Consider the following 22,335-nt stretch of genomic DNA (forward strand, 5'->3'; position numbering starts at 1 on the left):
CCCACGTAGTCCACGCACAGGTCCAGCATGTGCGCGCCCTCGCGGATCTGGTCCCGCGCCATCTCCACGCAGTCGTCCCAGCGGCCCTCCAGCATCGCCTCGCGGAACTTCTTCGACCCGTTGGCGTTGGTCCGCTCGCCGATCGCCAGGTACGAGGTGTCCTGCCGGAACGGCACCGTCTGGTAGAGGGACGCGGCGCCGGGCTCGGGGCGGGGGGAGCGCTCGGGCGGGGTGAGGCCCTGGACCCGCTCGACGACCTGGCGCAGGTGCTCGGGGGTGGAGCCGCAGCAGCCGCCGACCAGGGACAGGCCGTAGTCGCGGACGAAGTTCTCCTGCGCGTCGGCCATCTCGGAGGCCGTGAGCGGGAAGTACGCCCCGTCCTTGGTGAGCACGGGGAGGCCGGCGTTCGGCATGCACATCAGGGGCGTGCGCGAGTGGCGGGCGAGGTAGCGCAGGTGCTCGCTCATCTCGGCGGGGCCGGTCGAGCAGTTCAGGCCGATGAGGTCGATGCCGAGGGGCTCCAGGGCGGTCAGCGCGGCGCCGATCTCGGAGCCGAGCAGCATGACGCCCGTGGTCTCGAAGGCGAGCGAACAGATCAGGGGCACGTCCACGCCCAGGGCCTCCATCGCGCGGCGCGCGCCGATGAGGCTGGACTTGGTCTGCAGCAGGTCCTGGGTCGTCTCCACGATCAGGGCGTCGGCGCCGCCGGCCAGCAGGCCCTCGGCGTTCTGCTGGTAGCCGTCGCGCAGCACGTCGTACGCGATGTGGCCGAGCGAGGGGAGCTTGGTGCCGGGGCCGATCGAGCCGAGCACCCAGCGCTGGCGGCCGTCCTCGGCGGCGAACTCGTCGGCGACCTCGCGGGCGATCCGGGCGCCCGCCTCGGAGAGCTCGAAGATCCGGTCCGCGATCTCGTACTCGCCGGCGGCCGAGTGGTTGGAGCCGAACGTGTTGGTCTCGACGCAGTCGACGCCTACCTCGAAGTAGGCCTCGTGGACCGAACGGACGATGTCGGGCCGCGTGACGTTCAGGATCTCGTTGCATCCTTCGAGGTTCTGGAAGTCCTCGAGGGTGGGGTCCTGGGCCTGGAGCATGGTGCCCATGGCTCCGTCGGCGACGACGACTCGGCTGGCGAGTGCCTCGCGGAGGGCGGCGGCGCGGTTCCGGCTGTCAGCGGAAGGGGTCGGCAACGAGGCCATGGATGAGCTCCCTGGGATGCGACGGCTGTCGGCTTTGCACCCTCGGGGGAGGGCGCACGGGGCCAGCGTAACCGCGCGGGCGCCGGGGTGGACACGGCGTCCCACGGGCCGGACGGCATCCTGTGTGCGGGGACTCCCGGTCCTGCCCCTCCTTGGCCGACACTGTGTGGTGTGACGCAAGGTCGGCATCGACCGATAGTGTTCAGCATTGTCGAACAGTATGAGAAGGGTGAGGGGCCGGGCGATGGCGAAGAACATCCAGTCGCTTGAACGGGCGGCGGCCATGCTGCGACTGCTCGCGGGTGGCGAGCGCCGGCTCGGTCTGTCCGACATCGCGTCCTCCCTCGGACTCGCCAAGGGAACGGCCCACGGCATCCTGCGCACCCTCCAGGCGGAGGGCTTCGTGGAGCAGGACGCGGCCTCGGGCCGCTACCAGCTGGGCGCGGAGCTGCTGCGGCTCGGCAACAGCTACCTGGACGTGCACGAACTGCGGGCGCGCGCGCTGGTCTGGACGGACGACCTGGCGCGGTCCAGCGGCGAGAGCGTGCACCTGGGGGTGCTGCACCAGCGGGGCGTGCTGATCGTGCACCACGTCTTCCGGCCGGACGACAGCCGCCAGGTCCTGGAGGTGGGGGCCATGCAGCCGCTGCACTCCACGGCGCTCGGCAAGGTCCTGTCGGCGTACGACCCGGTGGCGCACAGCGAGGTGCTGGAGGTCGAGCGGGAGGCGTTCACGCCCCGGACGACCACGGGGCTCGGCGACTTCGAGTCGCTGCTCGACATGACGCGGGCCCGGGGCTGGGCGGCGGACGTGGAGGAGACCTGGGAGGGCGTGGCGTCGGTGGCGGCGCCGATCCACGACCGGCGGCGGATGCCGGTGGGCGCGGTGGCGGTCACGGGCGCCGTGGAGCGGCTCTGCCCGGACGGGGAGCTGCGTCCCGAGCTGGTGGCGGCGGTGCGGGACTGCGCCCGCGCGGTCTCCCGGGACCTGGGCGCCAACCGCTTCTGACCGCCCGGGGAGGAGGGGCCGACCACCCTCCGTACGACCGCGTGCGGCAGCCCGTACAACAACACCGAACCCGCCGGTAACGATCGCGTTATCGGCGGGTTTTTCGCTTCCCAGACCCTTGACGCGCTGTTAACCCGGGGGCAAAACTTCCGTTCACCGGTCGGCATTGTCGAACACCTAACGGCAATAGGCGCTAAGGTGTGACAGTGCCAAGGGCCGGCAACGCCCTCACACGAGGGCGCGGACCACCGGAGGGACCCGGGGTTCGCCTTCCCCTGGACGAAGGACAAAGGAGTCGCGGGTGTCCACCTCCGACATCTTCCTCGGCGAGACCATCGGTACCGCCGTACTCATTCTGCTCGGCGGCGGTGTGTGCGCCGCCGTCACGCTCAAGGCCTCCAAGGCCCGCGGCGCGGGCTGGCTCGCGATCACCTTCGGGTGGGGCTTCGCCGTCATGACGGCGGTCTACATGACCGCTTCCCTCTCGGGGGCCCATCTGAACCCCGCCGTCACGGTCGGAATCGCGATCAAGGACGGGGACTGGAGCAACGTCCCCGTCTACATCGCGGGCCAGATGCTCGGCGCGATGATCGGCGCGGCACTGGTCTGGGTGGCCTACTACGGCCAGTTCCAGGCCCACCTCACGGACCCGGAGACCCTCGGCGAGGAGCCGATCGAGGGCCCCGGCCCGGTGCTCGGCGTCTTCTCCACGGGCCCCGAGATCCGCAACACCTGGCAGAACCTGGCCACCGAGATCATCGGCACCGTCGTGCTGGTCCTGGCCGTGCTCACCCAGGGCCTCAACGACAGCGGCAAGGGCCTCGGCGTCATCGGCGCCCTGATCACCGCGTTCGTCGTGGTCTCCATCGGCCTCTCGCTCGGCGGTCCGACCGGCTACGCCATCAACCCCGCCCGTGACCTCGGCCCGCGCATCGTGCACGCCCTGCTCCCGCTGCCGAACAAGGGCGGCTCCGACTGGAGCTACGCCTGGATCCCGGTCGCCGGTCCGCTGATCGGTGGCGCCATCGCCGCGGGTATCTACAACATCGCGTTCGCCTGAGCCGTCCTTCTTCCAGACCCCCTTGGAGCACACCGTGACCGACGCACACACCTCCGGCCCGTTCATCGCGGCCATCGACCAGGGCACCACCTCCTCGCGCTGCATCGTCTTCGACAAGGACGGCCGGATCGTCTCGGTCGACCAGAAGGAGCACGAGCAGATCTTCCCGAAGCCGGGCTGGGTCGAGCACGACGCCGCCGAGATCTGGACCAACGTCCAGGAGGTCGTCGCCGGCGCCCTGGAGAAGGCGAACATCACCGCCGCCGACGTCAAGGCCATCGGCATCACCAACCAGCGCGAGACCACGCTGCTCTGGGACAAGAACACCGGTGAGCCCGTCCACAACGCCCTGGTCTGGCAGGACACCCGCACCGACGCCCTCTGCAAGGAGCTCGGCCGCAACGTCGGCCAGGACCGCTTCCGCCGCGAGACCGGCCTGCCGCTCGCGAGCTACTTCTCCGGTCCGAAGGTCCGCTGGCTGCTCGACAACGTCGAGGGCCTGCGCGAGCGCGCCGAGCGCGGCGACATCCTCTTCGGCACCATGGACTCCTGGGTCATCTGGAACCTCACGGGCGGCGTCGACGGCGGCCACCACGTCACCGACGTCACCAACGCCTCCCGCACCATGCTGATGAACCTCCACACCATGGCCTGGGACGAGAAGATCCTGCAGTCCATGGACATTCCGGCCGCCGTGCTGCCGGAGATCCGCTCCTCCGCCGAGGTGTACGGCACGGTCAAGGGCGGCATCCTCGACGGCGTCCCGGTCGCCTCCGCGCTCGGCGACCAGCAGGCCGCCCTGTTCGGCCAGACGTGTTTCGCCGAGGGCGAGGCCAAGTCCACGTACGGCACCGGCACCTTCATGCTGATGAACACCGGCGACAAGATCATCAACTCCTACAGCGGCCTGCTGACCACCGTCGGCTACCAGATCGGCGACGCGAAGCCGGTCTACGCCCTGGAGGGCTCGATCGCCGTCACCGGTTCGCTCGTCCAGTGGATGCGCGACCAGATGGGCCTGATCAAGTCCGCCGCCGAGATCGAGACCCTCGCGTCCTCGGTCGAGGACAACGGCGGCGCCTACTTCGTGCCGGCCTTCTCCGGCCTGTTCGCCCCCTACTGGCGCTCCGACGCGCGCGGTGTCATCGCCGGCCTCACCCGGTACGTCACCAAGGCGCACATCGCCCGCGCCGTCCTGGAGGCCACCGCCTGGCAGACCCGCGAGATCACCGACGCCATGACGAAGGACTCCGGCGTCGAGCTGACCGCGCTCAAGGTCGACGGCGGCATGACCTCCAACAACCTGCTGATGCAGACCCTCTCGGACTTCCTGGACGCCCCCGTCGTGCGTCCGATGGTCGCCGAGACCACCTGCCTCGGCGCCGCCTACGCCGCCGGTCTCGCCGTCGGCTTCTGGCCGGACACCGACGCGCTGCGCGCCAACTGGCGCCGGGCGGCGGAATGGACCCCTCGCATGGACGCCGACAAGCGTGACAGCGAGTACAAGAGCTGGCTCAAGGCCGTCGAGCGGACCATGGGCTGGATCGAGGACGAGGAGTAATACGAGATGACCACCCTGCAGAGCGTCCCTGCCCTGGGGACGCACCCGGCTGCCGGTTCCCTCCCGAGCCGCGCCGAGACCCGGGAACAGCTTTCCAAGGCGACGTACGACCTCCTGGTGATCGGGGGCGGCATCCTGGGCATCTCCACCGCCTGGCACGCCGCGCAGTCGGGCCTGCGGGTGGCCCTGGTGGACGCCGGCGACTTCGCCGGCGCCACCTCCTCCGCCTCCTCCAAGCTGCTCCACGGCGGTCTGCGCTACCTGCAGACCGGCGCGGTGAAGCTGGTCGCGGAGAACCACTTCGAGCGGCGTGCGGTCTCCCGCCAGGTGGCACCGCACCTCGCCAACCCGCTCACCTTCTACCTGCCCGTCTACAAGGGCGGCCCGCACGGCGCGGCCAAGCTCGGCGCCGGCGTCTTCGCCTACAGCGCCCTCTCGGCCTTCGGCGACGGCGTCGGGCACCTGCTCTCCCCCGCCAAGGCCGCCCAGGACGTGCCGGAGCTGCGCACCGACAACCTGAAGGCCGTCGCCGTCTACGGCGACGACCAGATGAACGACGCCCGGATGGCGCTGATGACCGTCCGCGCCGCCGTCGACGCCGGCGCCACCGTCCTCAACCACGCCGAGGTCACCGGCCTCCGCTTCACCCGCGGCCGGGTCACCGGCGCGGAGCTGAAGGACCGCACCACCGGCGACGAGTTCGGCGTGAACGCCCGCCTCGTGCTGAACGCGACCGGCCCGTGGGTCGACCACCTGCGCAAGATGGAGGACCCGAACGCGGCCCCCTCCATCCGCCTCTCCAAGGGCGCGCACCTGGTCCTCAAGCGGACCTCGCCGTGGAGGGCCGCGCTGGCCACCCCGATCGACAAGTACCGCATCACCTTCGCCCTCCCCTGGGAGGACATGCTGCTCCTCGGCACCACCGACGAGGAGTACGAGGGCGACCCCGGCCAGGTCGAGGTCACCGAGAAGGACACCGCCCAGATCCTGGACGAGGCCGCCTTCTCCATCCGCGACCAGCAGCTCTCCCGCGACCTGATCACGTACTCCTTCGCCGGTCTGCGGGTGCTCCCGGGCGGCCCCGGCGACACCTCCAAGGCCAAGCGCGAGACGGTCGTCACCGAGGGCCGCGGCGGCATGCTGTCGGTGGCCGGCGGCAAGTGGACGACCTTCCGCCACATCGGCCGCACGGTGATGAAGAAGCTGGAGTCCCTGCCGGGCCACCCGCTCGGCGAGGACTACGAGCCGGTGTCCGCGCTGCCGAAGCGGCTGCCGCTGCCCGGCATAGCCAACCCGAACGCGGTCGCCCACCGGCTGCTCGTCGACGGCCCGGCGCCCGGCCCCCGGATGGCCGCCGACACCGCCAAGCACCTGGCCACGCACTACGGCTCGCTCTCCTTCGACATCGCCCGGATGGCGAACGAGAACCCCGAGCTGGCCCGCCGGATCCACCCGGACGCGCCGGAGATCTGGGCGCAGGTCGCCTACGCCCGCGACCACGAGTGGGCCGAGACGGCGGACGACGTGCTGCGCCGCCGTACGACGCTGACCATCCGCGGTCTCGCGACGGACGAGATCCGCGCCGAGGTCGAGTCGATGCTGCGGAAGTAAGTCCCGTACGAGCAGGGGCGGTTCCTCGTCGAGGAGCCGCCCCTGCGGCGTGCCACGCGCCGTCCACACGGCCGCAACACTCGGCGCGCACAGTGGGGACATGAAGTTTCAGGTGCTCTCGATCGTCCACCACTCCCCGCACCCGCTCACCGGCGAACTGCTGTCCGCTGCCGACCGGTTGGAGCAGGTCGTCGCGCTCGGCGAGACCGCCGAACGGCTCGGCTTCGACGCGTACGCGGTCGGCGAGCGGCACGCGGGCGCGTTCCTCTCCTCGTCCCCGACCGTGCTGCTCGCCGCCCTGGCCGCCCGCACCAGCCGGATCCGGCTGCTCACCGGCGTCACCGTGGTCGCGATCCTCGACCCCGTCCGGGTCGCCGAGGACTACGCCACGCTCGACCAGCTCTCCCGCGGCCGGCTCGAACTCGTCGTCGGCAAGGGCGCGGAGGCCGGCCACTTCGACCTCTTCGGCCTCGACGAGGAGCGGCAGTGGGACCTCCAGAAGGAGAAGTACGAGCTGCTGCGCCGGCTCTGGACGGAGGAGGGCGTCGACTGGGAGGGCGAGTTCCGGCCGCCGCTGAAGAACGTGACCACGGTCCCGAGGCCGTACGCCGGTCCGCCCCGGATCTGGCACGGCTCGGCCACCAGCCTCAACTCCCCCGAGCTGGCGGCGAAGCACGGCGATCCCCTCTTCACCGCCAACGCGATCCAGCCGCGCGAGGCGTACGCGCGGCTCATCGCCCACTACCGCGAGAAGTTCGAGGAGTACGGGCACGATCCGGCGCACGCGCGCGTGGCGGCCGGCTCCGGCGGGCTGCTCATCGCCGACACCCCCGAGCAGGCGGTGAGCCGGTACAAGGAGCTGTACGAGGCGAAGGTGCGGCAGAGCTTCAAGCCGCACCTGGAGGGGAAGGCCGGGTACAACACCCCGTTCCGCACGATCGAGGACGCGATCGCGGACGGCCCCCAGCTGATCGGCTCGCCGCAGCAGATCATCGACAAGATCCTCGGCTACCACGAGCACTACGGGCACGACCTGCAGTCCGTCACGGTCGACACCTTCGGCCAGTCGACGGCCGAGCAGACCGAGACGCTCCAGCGCTTCGCCGAGGAGATCGCGCCCGTCGTGCGGAGGGAGGCGCCGAGCACCCTCTGGGAGGAACGGGGGGAGGAGTGAGGGGAGGTGCGAGAGCGTCGTGTGCGGAGGCGAGTTCCTGGGTAGTCGATCAAGGCCGCACGGGTTTTCGGGGATGTCCGGGGACTGCGGGCGGACCACCGGAAAGCCGTAAGGTGGGGCCGTACGACAGGAACTTCGAATAAGGAGGCGCTGGGTGATCGAGCTCGAGGGGGTACCCGAGCTGATCGACCCGGTCATGGTGGCAGCGTTCGAGGGCTGGAACGACGCCGGCGACGCCGCCTCCACCGCGGTCGCCCACCTGGACCGGGAATGGAAGGGCGAGGTGTTCGCGGCGCTCGACGCCGAGGACTACTACGACTTCCAGGTCAACCGCCCCACCGTCTTCCTGGACAACGGCGTCCGGAAGATCACCTGGCCGACGACCCGGCTCTCCGTGGTCCGGGTCGGCGGCGACAAACCCCGTGACCTGGTGCTGGTGCGCGGGATCGAGCCCTCGATGCGCTGGCGCTCCTTCTGCAACGAGCTGCTCGCCTTCGCGCACGAGCTGGGCGTGGAGATGGTGGTGATCCTGGGCGCGCTGCTCGGGGACACCCCGCACACCCGGCCGGTCCCGGTCAGCGGGGTGACCTCCGATCCGGACCTGGCGCGGACGATGGACCTGGAGGAGACCCGGTACGAGGGCCCGACGGGCATCGTGGGCATCCTCCAGGAGGCCTGCACGCACGCGGGCGTGCCGGCGGTGAGCCTGTGGGCGGCGGTGCCGCACTACGTGTCGCAGCCGCCGAACCCCAAGGCGACCCTGGCGCTCCTCAACCGCCTGGAGGACCTGATCGGGCTGCGGATCCCGCTGGGCGAGCTGCCGGAGGACGCGCGGGCCTGGCAGCTGGGCGTGGACCAGCTGGCCGCCGAGGACAGCGAGGTCGCCGAGTACGTGCAGACCCTGGAGGAGGCGCGGGACACGGCGGAGCTGCCGGAGGCCTCGGGCGAGGCGATCGCCCGCGAGTTCGAGCGGTATCTGCGGCGGCGCGAGCCGGGCACGGGTCCGGGGGTGGCGACGGAGGGCGGCGACTTCCTGCGGGACTCCGGGAGCGGCCGGACGCGCCCGCCGAAGCCGGAGCAGCCGGGCCCGGAGTCGGTGCCGGGGGCGGACGCCGCCGAGGGACCGGCCGAGGACTCCGACGGCGGGTCCGGTGGGGCCTCCGCCGAGGGGCCGGAGGGTCCGGTCGACGGGCGCGAGGGCTCCGAGGGTCCCGAGGAGCCGCCCGGCGGTGCGTCGCCCGACGCGGACGGCGGGGCCGGGAAGTAGCGGCTCGGAGGAGCGTGGGGAACGGGAGGGGTGCCCGGGGGCGCCCCTCCCGTTCGTGCGTCAGGCGCAGCCGAACCTGGCCGCGGCCCAGTCGCCGTGGTCGCCGCTCTTCGACCCGTTGGTGTCCGTGATCTTCAGCCGGACGTGGCGGGCGCCGGTCACGTCGACGTTCACGGGCAGGGTCGCGGAGGCCCCGGTCAGCCGGGGCGAGGTCCACAGGACCCGGCCGTCGGCCTCGACGGAGAAGGCCACGTCCCCGTAGCCGTTGATCTCGTCGTCGATGCCGACGTCGGCGGTGAAGGTGGTGCAGCGGCCGCCGAGGTAGACCTCGATGTCGGAGTCGGCGTGGGCGCCGATGCCCTTCTCGTAGGTCTGTCCGGCCAGGGTGAGGGGGTGGCCGTCGGCGGCGCCGGACTCGCCGTTGGAACGGTCGCGCTCGGGCGGTCCCCAGCCGTTGGTCGCGCGCAGCCAGGCGAGGTCGCTCGCCCAGGCGTCGGCCGTCGGCGCCGGCGGCATCACTCCGATCGCGAACCGCTGGACGGCCGTGCGGTCGGTGCCGGCGGCGCGGTGGCGGGCGGTCGCCGTGAGGGTGGCCTCGCCGGGCTTCGCGCCGGCCGCCGGGGTGACGGCGACCTCGACCCTGCGGGTGGTGCCGGCCGGGACGCGGGCGATCGGGGCGGCCGGGGTGACCTGCCAGCCGGCCGGGGCGTCCAGGGAGACCCGTACGTCGGTGGCGTCCCGGGTGCCCGCGGTGACGTCCACGGCGACGGTGCCGGGGGTGCCGGCGCCGAGCTCCTGCCCGGTGGGGGCGGCGAGGACGGCGGAGGCGCCGGGGACGGCCCCGCCGACGGCGCTGGTGTCGGTCAGGCGCAGTTCGAAGGCGCGGTCCGTGGACAGGGCGGTGGTCTTGATCCGGACCACTCCCCCGCGCTCGTCGCGGTCGTACCACCAGCCCTGGCCGGCCGCGTCGAAGGCGGCGCGGGAGGTGAGGGCGGGCAGCGGGCGTCCGTCGAGCCGGACCGTGCCGGGGGCGTCGCCGGTGTGGACGGTGAAGGCGTACGGCCGGGCGCCGGGCTTGCCGGTGTAGGTGCCGGCGCTCGCGCCGATCCGGACGGTGACGTCGCCGGGGCCGGACTCGGGGGCGCGGACCTCGGCGCGCTGGAGGGCGTACTTCCCGGCGCGGTGCTCGCGGGTGACGCCGTCGTCCTCGTACAGCTCGAAGGAGGAGCTGCCCTGCGGGTAGACGTCCCAGGCGAGCGGGTCGCCGGGGGCGCGGTCCTGGTACGAGCGGACGGAGCCGGGCCACATGGGGACGGTCGCCCCGGCCCGTACGAAGAGGGGCAGGGTGTCGAGCGGGGCGCTGTAGTGGTCGAGGGTGAGCGGACCCTGGTAGACGCGTCCGTTCCAGTAGTCGATCCAGGTGCCCTTCGGCAGGTAGATGCCGTCGCGCTCCACCGCGTCCCGGTAGACGGGCGCGACGAGGAAGTCCTCGCCGCTGAGGAACTCGTACTTCGCGGCCTCGGTCGCGGCCTTCGGGTCGTCCGGGTATTCGAGGGCGAGCGGCCGGGCGAGGCCGACGCCGGTCTTCGTGGCGCGGTACGCGTGGCTGTAGACGTACGGGAGCAGGGCCTCGTGGAGCTTGAGCGAGGCGCGGTTGATCGTGGTGTACGGCTCGCCGTAGCGGAAGGGCTGCTTGTCGTTGGCGGCCCAGCCGTCCATGGTCATGGTGACGGGCAGGAACATCTTCCACTGGAGGTCGCGGGTGTACGTCTTGGCACTGCCGCCGAAGATGCCGTCGACGTCACCGGTGGTGTAGGCGAGTCCGGACATGGACGCGCCCGCGTAGGTGGGTATCTGCCAGCGGATGTACTCCCAGCTGCCGGACTGGTCGCCGGACCACTGGACGCCGCAGCGCTGGGCGCCGGACCAGCTCTCCGGGGCCCAGGTGAAGCCCCGGGCGTCGCTGTTGGCCTCGATGCCGGCGTGGGCGTCCTTGCAGCCGTCGAGGGCGAACTTGTAGCCCTCGCCGACCCAGGCGACGTCGAGCTTGGCGACCCGCTGGCCGGCCTTCACCTGGTCGGCGAGCTTGTCGATGCCGTCCTCGGTCCACAGGCCGAGCTTCATCTTCCGGTCGTTGAGGCCCGCGGTGGTCTCGGCGAGGTTCTCGTAGCCGCAGCCGTAGCCGTCGTTGACGAGCATCCAGCCGTTGGGCATGTCGTTCTGGACGTAGCCGTCGGCGATCTTCAGGGCGTCGAGCGTGTGGCGCTCGCCCCGGTTGGCGTTGTGCAGGTAGCAGTCGGAGTCGCCGATCTCCAGTCCGTACACCGGAGGCATGAAGGGCTTGCCGGTGAGCCGGGTGTACTGGCCGATGACGTCCTTGAGGGCGTCCTTCCCGTCGCCCGCGAAGTAGTAGGCGTCGAAGCGCCGTTCCTTCGCGCTGGTGGTGACGGGGTCGGTGAAGGCGTAGGTGCCCGGCGCGTAGGTGTTGCGGTAGACGCCGTAGCCGGCGGAGGAGAGGTAGAAGGGGACGGAGTTGGGGTGGCCGCCGTCGTTCCAGTTGTAGTCGACGCCGACCTCGACGGTCTTGCCGCGGTGGGAGGTGTTGCCGCGGCCGTTCTGCATCCCGGCGCCGTAGAACTGCTCGTCGGCGCCGCGGGCGAGGGTCTGGACGGTGCGGTCCTGGTTCCAGGTGAGGCCCTGGGTCTCGGTCCAGAGCGGGGTGCCGTCGGCGCGTACGGCCGAGAAACGCAGCGGTGCCTTGGTGGCGCGCAGGGTCACCTTGGCGGTGGAGAGTTCGTACCGGTCGCCGAGGTCACGCCAGCGGGTGGCCGGGGGCGGGCCCTGGGGCAGCGTGATGTCGGTGCCGGTGGGGTCGGTGAACTTTCCGTCGGGGGCGAGTTCGATGCGGAAGGTGTCGGCGGTGACGAAGGAGACGCGGGCTTCCGTGTGGCCCGCGGTCAGTCGGTAGACGGCTCCGTCGGCGGCGAAGCCGGTGACCTCGCCGACGGTGGTGTCGGAGGGGTCGGCCGAGGCGGTGGAGCCGGGTCCCGCGAAGGCCGCGAAGAGCCCGAGGACGGCTCCGGCGAGTGCAACTTTCATGCGTGATGATGATTGCATGGCGCTTGTTTAGCGCAGGAACGAGCAACTCCGCCAGGACAAAACGGAACCGCCCTCGGACTTCGACGAGAAGTCCAAGGGCGGTTGCCTGAAAGGGAGTTGCGCGGTCCTGCTCGTTACAGGGCCACACCGAGCAGTGCGTCGACGGCGCGGGAGACGAGACCGGGGGCGGACTCGTCCGTGCCGCCCTCGGCCGCCTGGAGCTCGGCCCAGCGGTCGACCGCGGCGAGCGCGGTGGGCGTGTCCAGGTCGTCGGAGAGGGCCTCGCGGAGCTCCTCGACGAGCGCGTCGGCGGACGGGCCGTCGGGGCGCGAGACGGCGGCGCGCCAGCGGCCGAGCCGCTCCACGGCCGTCTCCAGGACCTGGTCGGTCCACTCCCAGTCGTCGCGGTAGCGGTGGGAGAGGAGCGCGAGCCGGATGGCGGCCGGGTCGACTCCGTCGCGGCGCAGCTTGGAGACGAAGACCAGGTTGCCCTTGGACTTCGACATCTTCTCGCCGTGCAGGGCGACCATGCCGGCGTGGACGTACGCCTTGGCCATGGGGAACTCGCCCGTGAGGGTCTGGGCGTGGGAGGCGCCCATCTCGTGGTGCGGGAAGATCAGGTCCGAGCCGCCGCCCTGCACGTCGAAGCCCATGCCGAGGTGGTCGAGGGCGATGGCGACGCACTCGATGTGCCAGCCGGGGCGGCCGGGGCCGAGGCTGCCGCCGTCCCAGCTCGGCTCGCCCTCGCGGGCGGCCATCCACAGCATCGGGTCGAGCGGGTTCTTCTTGCCCGGGCGGTCCGGGTCGCCGCCGCGCTCGGCGGAGAGGTGGCGCATCAGCTCGGTGTCGTAGTTCGACACCTGGCCGAAGTGCGGATCGGCCTCGACGGAGAAGTAGATGTCGCCGTCGAGCTCGTAGGCGGCGCCGGAGTCCCGGAGGCGCTCGACGAGCGGGACGATGCCCGGTATGGCCTCGACCGCGCCGATGTAGTGCTGCGGGGGCAGCATCCGCAGGGCGGTCATGTCCTCGCGGAAGAGGGCGGTCTCGCGCTCGGCGAGACCGACCCAGTCGATGCCGTCGCGGATCGCGCGCTCCAGGAGCGGGTCGTCCACGTCCGTCACGTTCTGGACGTAGTGCACCTGCCGCTTGGTGTCGAGCCACACGCGCTGAACGAGGTCGAACGCGTTGTAGGTCGCCGCGTGACCCATGTGGGTCGCGTCGTACGGCGTGATGCCGCAGACGTAGAGACGGGCGACGGGGCCGGGGGCGAGGGTCACTCGCCCGCCGGTCGCGGTGTCGTGGATCCGGAGGTCGCGGCCCTTGCCGGGAAGGGCGGGGACCTCAGAAGCGGGCCAGGCATGCATGACCCGAGCGTAACCGGACAGGTGTTCCGGATACGAACCGGATCCGGGATCTTGACCGATTAGGCGCTCTTGCGGGTCGGAGGCTTACGTGCATACCCCCCAGGGGTGCAGGGCCTCCGGGGAGGGTGGCCGAAAACAATCGGTCGGTGAGGCGTGCCCGGAGCTCAGACGGGCGGCCAGGGGATCGCCGGCCACTGCCCCGAGGGCTCCGGGTGCCGCCCGGTCGCCCGCAGCGCCTCCACGCGGGCGCGTACGGCCGCGACCTCGGCCCCGGTCAGGAGTTCCGCCAGTCGGGTGGCGAGCGGCGCTCCCGGGGCCAGGGACCGGTCCAGCGAGTCGAGCACGCCGACCGCCTCGGCGGGCAGCTCCTCGCCCGCCCAGCCCCACAGCAGGGTGCGCAGCTTGTCCTCGACGTGGAAGGTCACCCCGTGGTCGATGCCGTACAGCCGCCCGCCGGGGGCCGGCAGCAGGTGCCCGCCCTTGCGGTCGCCGTTGTTGATGACGGCGTCCAGGACGGCGAGCCGGCGCAGCTCGGGGGTGTCCGCGTGGACCAGGAGCGCGGTGCGGTCCTCGTCGATCTGCGCGGGCCCCACGGCCTTCCAGCCCTCGCCGGCCTCCTCGTCCTCGGTGAGCGCCAGGAGCCGCGCCTCGGGGTCGGCCTCGATCCACAGCTGGACCATGCCCTCCCCGTACGGACCGTCGCGGAGCACGGTCGGCGGGACCAGGCCCCAGCCGGTGGCCTCGGATATCTCGTACGCCGCGACCTCGCGCTGGGCCAGGGTGCCGTCGGGGAAGTCCCACAGCGGCCGCTCCCCCGCCACCGGCTTGTAGACGCAGGCGGCTTCCCGGCCCTCGTGGGCGACGGAGCAGTACAGCACGGCGTTGGACGCCTCTCGGACCCGGCCGCGCACGGTCAGCTCACCGCGCGCGAGCAGCTCCGTGTCGCGCGGGCTCTCGGGGCTGCTCATGCTCCGCGACGGTATCCGTTCTGGCGCGGGCAGACGTGCCCCTCCGGGTCGAGCGGCAGGCTGCACAGCGGGCACGGCGGCCGGCCGGCGTTGACGACGTCCAGGGCCCGCTTGGCGAAGGCCCGGGCCTGGGCCCCGCTGAGGCGGACCCGGAGCATCGGCGGACCGTTCTCCTCGTCCTGGAGCAGCCGCTCCTCGGCCTCGGCGAGGTCCTCCTCGGAATCCACGTCGAGTTCGACGAGCGCCTGGGCCTCGACGATCATGCGCTGCTCCTCGCCGTCCCAGGCGAGGGCCATGGTGCCGACCCGGAACTCCTCCTCGACGGGCACGTCGAGGGGGGCCGTGTCCGCGATCTCCGCGGGGGCGACGGCGGGCACGGGCGCGTTGCCGCCGGTGCGGCGGACGACCTCGTCGAGGAGTTCGTCGATGCGCTCGGCGAGGGCCGCGACCTGGGTCTTCTCCAGGGCGACGCTGGTGACCCGGCCGCCGGCGGACGCCTGGAGGAAGAAGGTCCGGCGACCAGGCAGCCCGACCGTGCCGGCCACGAAACGCTCCGGTGGGTCGTAGAGGAACACCTGACGGGACACGTTCCCGGCTCCCTTGAGTCTCGACAGTCGTACTACAGCGGCGCGTCCACCCTACTGCGCAAGGGGATCACGGTGCGCCCGCACCGCCACCGACCTCCGCCGTCCCGCTGCCGCCGGGGTGCTCCCGGGGGGCGAAACCGGCGAAGTCCCCCGTGTCGCCGAGGCGGAGGAGGAAGGGACGCAGGCGCGTGTAGCGGATCGCGGTGACCGAGCAGGGGTCGACGTGGATGCGCTGGAAGAGGTCGAGGTGGAGCCCGAGGGCGTCGGCGACGATCGCCTTCACGATGTCCCCGTGGGAGCACACGAGGTACGTGGCGTCCTCGCCGTGCTCGGCCTCGACGCGGGCGTTCCAGTCCCGTACGGCCGCGACGGCGCGGTCCTGCATGGCGCGCATGGACTCCCCGCCGGGGAAGGCGGCGGCGGAGGCGTGCCCCTGGACGACCTCCATCAGCGGCTCGTCGTTGAGCTCCGCCAGCTTGCGGCCGGACCAGTCGCCGTAGTCGCACTCGTTGATCCGGTCCTCCACGTGGAGCGGGAGGTCGGGACGGGCGTCGAGGAGCGGCCGCAGGGTCTCCCGGCAGCGCTGGAGGGGGCTGGTGACGGCCGCGGCGAGCGGGACGTCCGCGAGGCGGCCGGGGAGGGCGGCGGCCTGGGCGGCCCCGCGCTCGTCGAGCGCGATCCCGGGCGTGCGCCCGGCGAGGACCCCGGAGGTGTTGGCGGTGGAGCGTCCGTGCCGGACGAGGATCAGGGTGGCCATGCGGGCCAGCCTAGGCGGTGCGGGCGCGGGGCGGCCGGGCGTGGCGCGCAGGGCGGCCGGACGGGGTGCCGCACGCGCGCGTGGCGGTGTCCGGGGGGACGGATCCGCGCACGCGTGCGTGGCGGGCGCGATCCGGGGCAGAATGCGCCGGGTGATCGTGGACTCTGCCATCTACCGGGACGGGCGCCGCACGGACGGGCCCGCCGACCTCTCCGACGCCCTGGAGGAGGCGCGGGCGACGGGGGACGCGTTCCTGTGGGTGGGGCTGCACGAGCCCTCGGGGGCGGAGTTCGACCACGTCGCCTCGGAGTTCGCGCTGCACCCGCTGGCCGTCGAGGACGCCTTGAAGGCCCATCAGCGGCCCAAGCTGGAGGTCTACGACGACTCCCTCTTCGTGGTGCTCAAGCCGATCGTGTACGAGCCGGAGAGCGACCGGGTGTCCTCGGGCGAGCTGATGGTGTTCATGGGCGACTCGTTCGTCGTGACCGTCCGGCACGGTGAGGGCGCGCCGCTCGCGGAGGTGCGCCGGCGCCTGGAGGCGGACCCGGAGGTCCTGAAGCACGGGCCGACGGCGGTGCTGTACGCGGTGAGCGACGCGATCGTGGACCACTACCTCGACGTGGCGGGCGAACTCCAGGTCGACCTGGAGGAGCTGGAGGCGGACGTCTTCGCGCCCAGCGGGAGCAATCCCGCCAACACGGCGGAGCGGATCTACACGGCGAAGCGGCAGGTGCTGGAGTTCCGGCGGGCGAGCGGTCCGCTGGCCGGGCCGATGGCCCGGCTGACGGCCGGTGCGGTGCCGTTCGTGAACGAGCGCTCGCAGCCCTTCTTCCGTGACGTCAACGACCATCTGCTGCGCTCCAACGAGCAGGTGGAGGGCCTCGACCGGCTCCTGTCCGACGTGCTGTCGGCCCACCTCGCGCAGATGGGCGTCCGGCAGAACGACGACATGCGGAAGATCTCGGCGTGGGCGGCCATGGCCGCGGTCCCCACGATGGTCGCGGGGATCTACGGGATGAACTTCGAGCACATGCCGGAGCTGCACTGGGTGGGTTCGTACCCGGCGGTGATCGTGGTGATGACGGGCATCGTCGTCGCGCTGTACCGGGTGTTCAAGCGGCGCGGCTGGATGTGAGGCCCGTCCGCGCCGGGCGTGCTCAGAAGGCGGGGGCGGGCGTCGCGGGGCCGCCGAGGGCGTTCAGCCGCTCGGGCATCCGCAGGTCGACCATCTTGTGCCAGCCGGCGGCGCGTTCGTACGCGTACACGGCGTGGATCCCGGCGGCGAGGACGGCGGCCTTGGGCTTCGGCCAGTTCAGGATGCGGCCCATGTGGCGCATCACGGCGAGGCTGACGTCGCGGTAGACCTGGATCTCGGCGAGCGCGGACTCGCGCAGGGTCCGCTGGATCAGCCGGCCGTGGCCCCGGCGGGCGAGCCGGAGCAGTTCCTCGTGACAGTAGGCGAGGTGGTTCGCCTCGTCGTTGTCGATCATGTGGATGGCCTTGCCCAGGTCGGGGTGGTCCCCGAAGTACGTGACGAGCATGTTCATCTGGTCGGCGGCGCGCTGCTCGGTGACCCGGCTGTGGGCGAGGTAGACGACGACGTCCTCCTCGGTCAGCGGCCGGTCGGCGCGGAGCTTGTCGTGCGCGAGGCCGATGCCGCGCTTCTCGAGCAGCATCGTGTAGTCGGTGTCGGGGGGCACGGGGACGGGTTCGAGGCCGCGCTTCTTCATCAACGCGTTGAAGATCCGGCCGTGCTTGTCCTCGTCGGCGCCGTGCCGGGTGATCTTGGGCGCGAGGGTGCGCATGCCGGGCGCGACGAGGGCCGCGATCCGGGCGTTCTCCCAGCCTCCCTGGGACTCGCCGCTCGCGGCGATGGAACAGAAGAGCCGGAAGGACTCGTCGTTGTCGATGATTTCCTGGAACAGGCCCTTGGCCGTGAGCATCGCCGCCACCTCCGTGCGGACGTCCGCGTTCCGGTACGTCCGGGGAGAACGAGTCAAGTCGGGTCCGGGGCGGCGGGCAACAGGAGGGTGCGACGACTCGGCCGAAAGAGTGAGAGCCGAGGCCGTAACCGGGGGCCCGGTGGAGCCGTTGTGCAGCGTGACGGCCGTGGCGGGGAAGACCCCCGAGCCCCCACCACGGCCGCAGGGTTTCCTAGGCCAGACCGGCCCGCTCCATCGCCTCGACGCCCGCCCGCAGGGCCGCCAGCCGCTCGTCCAGCGTGAAGCCGGCCGGGGCGAGGGTGAGGGTGGTGACCCCGGCCTCCGCGTAGGCCGTCATCCGCTCGGCGATCCGCTCGACGGAGCCGAGCAGGGTGGTCCGGTCGATCAGGGAGTGCGGCACGGCGGCCGCGGCCCCGGTCTTGTCGCCGGCCAGGTACTTGTCCTGGATCTCGGCGGCCTCCTTCTCGTACCCCATGCGCCGGGCGAGCTGGTTGTAGAAGTTCTGCTTGCGGCTGCCCATGCCGCCCACGTACAGCGCGGTGTACGGGCGGAACACGTCGGCGAGCGCGGTCACGTCGTCGCCGAGGGCGAGCGGCAGGGTGGGACAGACGTCGAAGCCGTCCATCGTCAGGCCGGCCTTCTCACGGCCCGCCCGCAGGTGCCGGAGCGCGGTCTCCTCCAGGTGGTCGGCGGAGGGGAAGATCAGCAGGGCGCCGTCGGCGATCTCCCCGGTCTGCTCCAGGTTCTTCGGGCCGATCGCGGCGATGTAGAGCGGGATGTGCTCGCGCTGGGGGTGGACGGTGAGCTTGATCGGCTTGCCCGGACCGCCGGGGAGCGGCAGGGTCCAGTGCTCGCCGTCGTAGCTGAGCCGCTCCCGGGTCATGGCCTTGCGGACGATCTCGACGTACTCGCGGGTCCGGGCGAGCGGCTTGTCGAACTTCACGCCGTACCAGCCCTCGGAGACCTGCGGTCCGGAGACGCCGAGGCCGAGGCGGAAGCGGCCGCCGGTGAGCGAGTCGAGGGTGGCCGCCGTCATCGCCGTCATGGCGGGCTGGCGGGCCGGGATCTGCATGATCGCGGAGCCGACGTCGATCCGCTCGGTCTTCGCCGCGACCCAGGCGAGGACGGTGGGGGCGTCGGAGCCGTAGGCCTCGGCGGCCCAGCAGACGTCGTAGCCGAGGCGGTCCGCCTCCTGGGCGACGGCGAGGTTGTCGCCGTCCATGCCGGCGCCCCAGTAGCCGAGGTTGATGCCGAGCCGCATTCCACGCACCCCTTACCCATCGGTAACGTCTCTTGGGCCGGACTCTAGCGCGCGTGCGAGCCATCCGTCAGGACACGGTTGTCCACAGGCTCTCTCCGCGTGGTGCCCTGGCCAGTACTCTCGCGCCCATGGAGCAGAGGCATCTCGGACGTACCGGCCTGCGTGTGTCGCGCATCGGACTCGGCACCCTCACCTGGGGCCGGGACACCGACGAGCACGACGCCGCCGAGCAGTTGAAGGCGTTCTGGGACGCGGGCGGCACGCTCGTGGACACCGCCGACGTGTACGGCGGGGGCGAGGCGGAGTACCTGCTCGGGCGACTGATGGAGCGCCTGGTGCCCCGGCAGGACCTCGTCCTGTCCACCAAGGCGGGCAGCGTCCCGGATCCCGACCGGCGCACGGACGGCTCGCGCGGGCACCTGCTCGCCGCGCTGGACGCCTCCCTGGCGCGCCTGGGCACGGACCACGTGGACCTGTGGCAGCTGCACGCCTTCGACCCGCACACGCCCCTGGAGGAGTCGCTCCAGGCCCTCGACATCGCGGTGCGCAGCGGACGGGCGCGGTACGCGGGCGTGTCGAACTTCTGCGGCTGGCAGCTCGCCAAGGCGGGCACCTGGCAGCTCGGCGGCGACCGCACGCGGCTCGCCGGCGCGCAGCTGGAGTACTCGCTGCTCCAGCGGGGCGTCGAACGGGAGGTGCTGCCGGCCGCGATGGACCTCGGCATAGGCCTGCTGCCCTCGTCCCCGCTGGGGCGCGGGGTCCTGACGGGGAAGTACCGCGGCGGCACGCCGGCGGACTCGCGGGGCGCCTCGGAGACGATGGCGCCCTTCGTGGAGCCGTACCTGGACGACGCGGCGAGCCGGATCGTGGACGCGGTGGCGACGGCGGCCGACGGACTGGCGACGACCCCGCTCCACGTGGCGCTCGCGTGGGTCCGCGACCGGCCGGGGGTGACCGCGCCGATCGTCGGGGCGCGCACGGCGCGGCAGCTCACGGCCGCTTTGTCAGTGGAGGCCCTTAGTCTTCCTGACGAGATCTGTCGGGCGCTGGACGATGTGTCGGCGCCCGTGCACCGCTATCCGGATCACGACTGGAGCACCTTGTGACCGAGCCTTCCGGGGAGACCGCACCCGAGGCCGCGGAGCCCGCCGAGGACCTGCGGGAGGAGGCCGCCGAGGGGCTGGACGCCCCCGAGGAGCCCGGCGCGGCGGAAGCGCCCGCCGAGGGGCCGGGCACGTCCGAAGAGCCTGGCACGACCGAAGGGCCCGGCGCGGCCGAGGCGCCCGCCGAGGGACCGGGGACGACCGACGAGCCCGGCGCGGCCGAGGCGCCCGCCGAGGGGCCGGGGGCGACCGACGAGCCCGGCGACCGGGCCGAGGCGGGCGCCGACGGGGGCGAGTTGAGCGAGGCGCAGGCCGAGCTCGCCGCGCAGCGGGAGCTGCGGGCCAGGATCGAGGCCCGGAAGGCCGAGAAGAGCGGTCCGGTGGCGAGCGGCGCCAAGCTGAGCGGCACCGCGGCCGACCTGCTCGCCGCCGTCCGGGCCGTCGAGGGCGGCACCGCCTCCGGCAGCGCGTTCTACGAGGCACCCGAGCCCGCACCCCGCCACCCCGCCGTCGAGACGGCCCCGGCGACGCCCGTGCGGCCCCCCGCGCCGGAGCGGCCGACGGCCCCGGCGCCCGGCACCACGGCCGCCGTCCGCGAGGTCCTCGTCGCGGGCGGCGCCCCGGAGGCGCTGGCCGGCCGGGTCGCCGCCGTGCTCGGCGAGGGCGCGGCCCCGGCGCTGCGCGAGGACCCGTGGCAGCTGCTCGCGGTGCCGGGGGTCCGGCCGGAGCAGGCCGACGGTTTCGCGCGGGCGCTGCTCGGCCCCGCGTGCGGCCCCGGCGACCCGCGCCGCGCGGTCGCCCTGACCGTGTGGCTCCTGGAGCGGGCCGCCGTCCAGGGACACACGGCCCTGGAGGTCCGGGCCGTGTGCGCCGGGCTCGCCGGGCACGCGGTGCCCGACCCGGAACAGGCGGTGGAGGCGGCGGTCTCCGAGGGCGCGGTCCTCCTCTTCCAGGAGGAGGAGACGGCGGAGGAGGAGCCCGAGGGCGACGGGGACGCCGAGGAGGCGACCCCCGCGGAGCGGGAGCCCGCCGCGCCCGCGCTGCTCGGACTCGACCGGTACGCGCTGGCGGAGGAGAGCCTCGCGGAGGGCCTCGCCCGGCTGGTCAGGACGGCGAAGGCCGAGGTCTGGGAGGGCGGCGAGCTGGAGCGCGCCGCCGGGGCGCACGGCCTCGTCCTGCACACGGGCGGGGAGGCCGCCCGCGCCGAGCCGGTGGCGCTCGCCGCGGCGGCCCGTGAGCGGGGGCTGCGCACCCTGGTGGCCGTCCACGCGGACACCGGCATCGGGGAGGACGCGGTGACGGTCGCCGCGCTGCTGTCCGGCGCGGCCGGTCCGGGCCGGGACGAGGACGGCGCCTTCGCCCTGGACCTCCTCGTGGTCCTCGACGCCCCGCAGCTGGACGTGGAGACGGGCGCGATGCTCGTGGAGTCGCTGCCGGACGGCTGCCGTCTGGTGCTGAGCGGCGATCCGGAGGTGCTCGGCGCCCCGGGCGCGGGCCGGGTCTTCGCGGACGTCCTCGCGTCCCGGGTGTGCCCGCGGATCGCCTCCCGCGTCCCCGACCCGGGGCCGCTCGGCGAGCTGGTGTCGGGCATCGGCGCCGGCGAGCTGAACCAGGTCGAGGCCCCCGGCAAGGAGGTCGTGATCGTCCCGGTGCGGGACGCGGGCGAGGCCGTGCACCGTACGGTCCAGCTGGTGGCGGACTCGGTGCCCCGGGCGCTCGGGGTGCCGTCCGAGCAGACGCAGGTCGTCACGGTCGGCCACGGCGGCTCCGCCGGCACGCGCGCGCTGAACGCCGCCCTGAAGCAGCGGCTCAACCCCGGACCCGGCCGGTTCGGCGGCTACGACCCCGGGGACCGGGTGGCGTACGCGCCCGTGCCGGGACGCACGGTGACGGGCACGGTCCTCTCGGCCGACGCCGAGGGGCTGCGGCTGCGCTGCGGGCGCGACGAGCTCCTCGTGCCGAAGGAGCGGGTGGAGTCGTCGCTGCGGCACGGCTGGGCGCTCACCGCGCACCAGGCGGCCGGGACGCGGTGGCCCGCGGTGGTCGTGGTGCTGCCGGGGGACGCCGCGGGCGGCCTGAGCCGGCCGTGGGTGTACACGGCCTTCGGCCGGGCGGAGCGCCATCTGTCGGTCGTGCACGGCGTGGACCAGGCGCTGCCCCGCGCGGTGGCCGAGGGGGTGGCCCCGGAGCGTACGACGCGGCTGCGGCCGCTCCTGGAGGCGCTGCTGGCGGCCGACGGGGAGTAGGCCGGGCCGCGACGCGGGAAGGGCTGGTACGGCGGAGGGGCCGGGCCCCCGGCGGGGGGTGGCCGCCCCCCCCCCGGGACCGCCAAAACCCGGCCCGCCCAACAGGGGGCGGCCCCAACGGGGCCCGCC

The 22,335-nt window shown here is 72.9% G+C and carries 17 protein-coding genes; 9 read left to right on the forward strand and 8 right to left on the reverse strand.

The genetic code is table 11. The features are described 5' to 3' along the window. A partial coding sequence (locus ACIGW4_RS36150; RefSeq protein WP_399585794.1) for a homocysteine S-methyltransferase family protein occupies positions 1–1,196 on the reverse strand: 1,196 nt, incomplete at its 3' end. Between the two features lie 244 nt (positions 1,197–1,440). Between ACIGW4_RS36150 and ACIGW4_RS36155 the strand changes: the two genes are divergently transcribed. From ACIGW4_RS36155 to ACIGW4_RS36180, 6 genes are all read left to right on the forward strand, one after another. Further along, a complete protein-coding gene (locus ACIGW4_RS36155) occupies positions 1,441–2,205 on the forward strand; it encodes an IclR family transcriptional regulator (protein ID WP_123450612.1) in 765 nt (254 codons plus the stop codon). Between the two features lie 301 nt (positions 2,206–2,506). Continuing rightward, positions 2,507–3,265, forward strand: a complete 759-nt coding sequence (locus tag ACIGW4_RS36160) for an MIP/aquaporin family protein (protein WP_398710700.1) — start codon at positions 2,507–2,509, stop codon at positions 3,263–3,265. Positions 3,266–3,299: 34 nt separating this feature from the next. Further along, positions 3,300–4,826: a glycerol kinase GlpK gene (gene glpK, locus ACIGW4_RS36165; protein ID WP_123457230.1), complete on the forward strand. Its 1,527-nt coding sequence runs from the start codon at positions 3,300–3,302 to the stop codon at positions 4,824–4,826. A 6-nt stretch (positions 4,827–4,832) separates the two neighbouring features. Beyond that, entirely contained in the window at positions 4,833–6,437 is a 1,605-nt protein-coding gene (locus ACIGW4_RS36170; RefSeq protein WP_398710699.1) for an FAD-dependent oxidoreductase, read from the forward strand. Between the two features lie 100 nt (positions 6,438–6,537). Beyond that, complete coding sequence (locus ACIGW4_RS36175) at positions 6,538–7,611, forward strand: LLM class flavin-dependent oxidoreductase (protein ID WP_123450618.1); 1,074 nt, start codon at positions 6,538–6,540, stop codon at positions 7,609–7,611. A 154-nt stretch (positions 7,612–7,765) separates the two neighbouring features. After that, positions 7,766–8,878 carry a PAC2 family protein gene (locus ACIGW4_RS36180; RefSeq protein ID WP_399585798.1) on the forward strand — a complete coding sequence of 371 codons (1,113 nt, stop codon included), beginning with the start codon at positions 7,766–7,768 and terminating at the stop codon, positions 8,876–8,878. Between the two features lie 60 nt (positions 8,879–8,938). Here ACIGW4_RS36180 and ACIGW4_RS36185 read toward each other — a convergent pair whose 3' ends face one another. The 5 genes from ACIGW4_RS36185 to ACIGW4_RS36205 all read right to left on the reverse strand — a co-directional run bounded on the left by ACIGW4_RS36185 (position 8,939) and on the right by ACIGW4_RS36205 (position 15,653). After that, entirely contained in the window at positions 8,939–11,995 is a 3,057-nt protein-coding gene (locus ACIGW4_RS36185; protein WP_399585800.1) for an NPCBM/NEW2 domain-containing protein, read from the reverse strand. A gap of 116 nt (positions 11,996–12,111) precedes the next feature. Continuing rightward, entirely contained in the window at positions 12,112–13,341 is a 1,230-nt protein-coding gene (gene mshC / locus ACIGW4_RS36190; protein WP_123450624.1) for a cysteine--1-D-myo-inosityl 2-amino-2-deoxy-alpha-D-glucopyranoside ligase, read from the reverse strand. A gap of 164 nt (positions 13,342–13,505) precedes the next feature. Beyond that, positions 13,506–14,342, reverse strand: coding sequence for an SCO1664 family protein (locus ACIGW4_RS36195; RefSeq protein WP_398710754.1), 837 nt, complete (start codon positions 14,340–14,342; stop codon positions 13,506–13,508). Then, positions 14,306–14,896: a DUF3090 domain-containing protein gene (locus ACIGW4_RS36200; RefSeq protein ID WP_093876934.1), complete on the reverse strand. Its 591-nt coding sequence runs from the start codon at positions 14,894–14,896 to the stop codon at positions 14,306–14,308. Before ACIGW4_RS36200 ends, ACIGW4_RS36195 begins: the two co-directional genes overlap by 37 nt. A 67-nt stretch (positions 14,897–14,963) precedes the next feature. Further along, positions 14,964–15,653: a histidine phosphatase family protein gene (locus ACIGW4_RS36205; RefSeq protein WP_123450628.1), complete on the reverse strand. Its 690-nt coding sequence runs from the start codon at positions 15,651–15,653 to the stop codon at positions 14,964–14,966. 142 nt (positions 15,654–15,795) lie between these two features. On the opposite strand from ACIGW4_RS36205, the gene ACIGW4_RS36210 reads away from it, so the two are divergent. After that, entirely contained in the window at positions 15,796–16,788 is a 993-nt protein-coding gene (locus ACIGW4_RS36210; protein WP_123450629.1) for a magnesium and cobalt transport protein CorA, read from the forward strand. A gap of 22 nt (positions 16,789–16,810) precedes the next feature. Here the strand turns inward: ACIGW4_RS36210 and ACIGW4_RS36215 are convergent, their stop codons facing one another. Next, positions 16,811–17,596 (reverse strand): ferritin-like domain-containing protein, encoded by a 786-nt coding sequence (locus ACIGW4_RS36215; RefSeq protein ID WP_123450631.1) that lies wholly within the window; start codon positions 17,594–17,596, stop codon positions 16,811–16,813. Positions 17,597–17,807: 211 nt separating this feature from the next. Further along, entirely contained in the window at positions 17,808–18,857 is a 1,050-nt protein-coding gene (locus tag ACIGW4_RS36220; protein ID WP_123450633.1) for an LLM class F420-dependent oxidoreductase, read from the reverse strand. Positions 18,858–18,985: 128 nt separating this feature from the next. Here ACIGW4_RS36220 and ACIGW4_RS36225 point away from each other — a divergent pair, with 128 nt between their 5' ends. Together ACIGW4_RS36225 and ACIGW4_RS36230 are read left to right on the forward strand one after the other, a co-directional pair. After that, positions 18,986–19,963, forward strand: coding sequence for an aldo/keto reductase (locus tag ACIGW4_RS36225; RefSeq protein ID WP_123450635.1), 978 nt, complete (start codon positions 18,986–18,988; stop codon positions 19,961–19,963). Next, on the forward strand, positions 19,960–22,206 hold the full coding sequence (locus ACIGW4_RS36230) for a helix-hairpin-helix domain-containing protein (protein WP_399585805.1): 2,247 nt from the start codon (positions 19,960–19,962) through the stop codon (positions 22,204–22,206). The genes ACIGW4_RS36225 and ACIGW4_RS36230 overlap by 4 nt, the downstream gene beginning before the upstream one ends. Positions 22,207–22,335 lie beyond the last annotated feature (129 nt).

Origin of the sequence: Streptomyces sp. NPDC053513 (assembly GCF_044544765.1) — a bacterium.
GTDB lineage: Bacteria > Actinomycetota > Actinomycetes > Streptomycetales > Streptomycetaceae > Streptomyces > Streptomyces litmocidini.